General features: G+C 73.2%; 1 protein-coding gene and 1 pseudogene. Both read left to right on the forward strand.

Translation table 11 applies throughout. The annotated features are described in order from the left end of the window. Positions 1–159: 159 nt before the first annotated feature. Positions 160–1284, forward strand: a pseudogene (locus AOK18_RS29535) (amino acid deaminase); the annotation flags it as partial. Between the two features lie 10 nt (positions 1285–1294). Further along, a partial coding sequence (locus AOK18_RS29540; protein ID WP_157865297.1) for an N-acyl-D-amino-acid deacylase family protein occupies positions 1295–2182 on the forward strand: 888 nt, incomplete at its 3' end.

Here is a 2182-nt window from a genome sequence, read left to right on the forward strand (position 1 = left end):
GGACCCGTTTCCATTGACCCCGTGTGGCCGAGATGTTAGACAGCGGTAAGCGACATACGCAATGGGTGTTGCAGAGAATGCAACACGCCAGATCAGGGAGGCTCTGATGGTCCTCGACCCCGGTTCCGACGCCTACACGCTCCTCGCGGAGGAACGCNNCCGGTGCTCGCCCTGTCCGCCGAGCGCCTGGAGCACAACCTGAAGCTGATGGAGGCGTACACGGCCCGGCACGGCCTCGCCTTCGCCCCGCACGGCAAGACGTCCATGGCCCCGCAGCTCTTCCGGCGCCAGCTCGAGCACGGCGCCTGGGGCATCACCCTCGCGGTGCCGCACCAGGTGCGGGTGGCGCGGGCGTTCGGCGTGCGGCGGGTGTTCCTCGCCAACGAGCTGGTGGACCCGGCGGCCCTGCGGTGGATCTCCGGCGAGCTGGACGCCGACCCCGGCTTCCGGTTCGCCTGCTACGTCGACTCCGTGCGCGGTGCCGAGCTGATGGACGCGGCCCTCGCCGGGGCCGCCCGCCCGGTGGACGTCGTGGTCGAACTCGCCGGCGGCGAGGGCGCGCGGACCGGGGTGCGCACGGAGGCGGAGTGCGCCGCCGTCGCCGACGCGGTGGCGGGCGCGCGCCACCTGCGGCTGGCCGGGGTCGCCGGGTACGAGGGGGAGGTGCCGGACGCCGACCCGGAGCGGGTGCGGGCGTGGCTGCGGCGCCTGGTGGCCCTGGCGGCGGACTTCGACGGGGCCGGGCGGTTCGCGGGCGTGGACGAGATCGTGGTGAGCGCGGGCGGCAGCGCCTGGTTCGACGCGGTCGCCGACGTCTTCGCGGAGATCCCCGAACTTTCCCTGCCCGTGCTGAAGTTGCTGCGCTCGGGTGCGTACGTCTCGCACGACGACGGGCACTACCGCGAACTGACCCCGTTCAACCGGGTGCCGGAGGAGGGCGCGCTGGAGCCGGCGTTCCGGCTGTGGACGCAGATCGTGTCCCGGCCGTCCGCCGGACAGGCCTTCGCCAACGCGGGCAAGCGGGACGCGGCCCACGACCTCGACCTGCCGTTCGCCCAGGTCGTGCGCCGGGACGGCGCGGAGCGCCCGGCCACCGGGATCTCGGTCGTCTCCCTCTCCGACCAGCACGCCTGGCTGCGCACCGCCCCCGAGGCCGACCTGGAGGTCGGCGACTGGCTGGGCCTCGGCCTCTCCCACCCGTGCACCTCCTTCGACAAATGGGTACTCATTCCCGTGGCGGAGGCGGACGGCACGGTGGTCGACTACGTCCGCACGTTCTTCTAGGAGGCCCGGCATGGAAGAACTCGTCATCCGGGACGCCGACGTCGTGGACGGCTCCGGCGACCCCGCGTACCGCGCGGACGTGGTCGTCGACGGCGGCCGCATCGTCTCGATCGTCAAGGAGGCGGCGGCAGCGGGCTGCCAGCGCCCGAAGGCCCGCCGCGAACTGGACGCCGAAGGGCTGGTCCTGGCGCCCGGCTTCATCGACATGCACGCCCACAGCGATCTGGCGCTGCTGCGCGACCCCGACCACAGCGCCAAGGCCGCACAGGGCGTCACCCTCGAAGTGCTGGGCCAGGACGGCCTGTCGTACGCGCCGGTCGACGACCGCACGCTCGGCGAGGTCCGCCGCGCGATCGCCGGCTGGAACGGCGACGGGGACGACGTCGACTTCGACTGGCGCTCGGTGGGCGAGTACCTGGACCGGCTCGACCGGGGCATCGCGGTCAACGCCGCGTACCTGATCCCGCAGGGCACGGTCCGCGCGCTCGTCGTCGGCTGGGAGGACCGGAAGGCCACCCCCGCCGAGCTGGACCGGATGCGGCAGCTGGTCGCGGAGGGCATGGAGCAGGGCGCGGTCGGCATGTCGTCGGGACTGACGTACACGCCCGGCATGTACGCCGAGGACGCCGAACTCACCGAACTGTGCCGGGTGGTGGCCCGCCACGGCGGCTACTACTGCCCGCACCACCGTTCCTACGGGGCGGGCGCGCTCCGGGCGTACGAGGAGATGGTGGCGCTCACCCGGGAGGCGGGCTGCCCGCTGCACCTGGCGCACGCGACGATGAACTTCGGCGTGAACAAGGGCAGGGCGCCCGAGCTGCTGGCCCTGCTGGACGACGCGCTCGCCGCCGGCGCCGACATCAGTCTCGACACGTACCCGTACACGCCGGGCAGCACC

The sequence above is a fragment of the Streptomyces prasinopilosus genome (assembly GCF_001419695.1).
In the GTDB taxonomy this organism is placed as follows: Bacteria; Actinomycetota; Actinomycetes; order Streptomycetales; family Streptomycetaceae; genus Streptomyces; species Streptomyces prasinopilosus.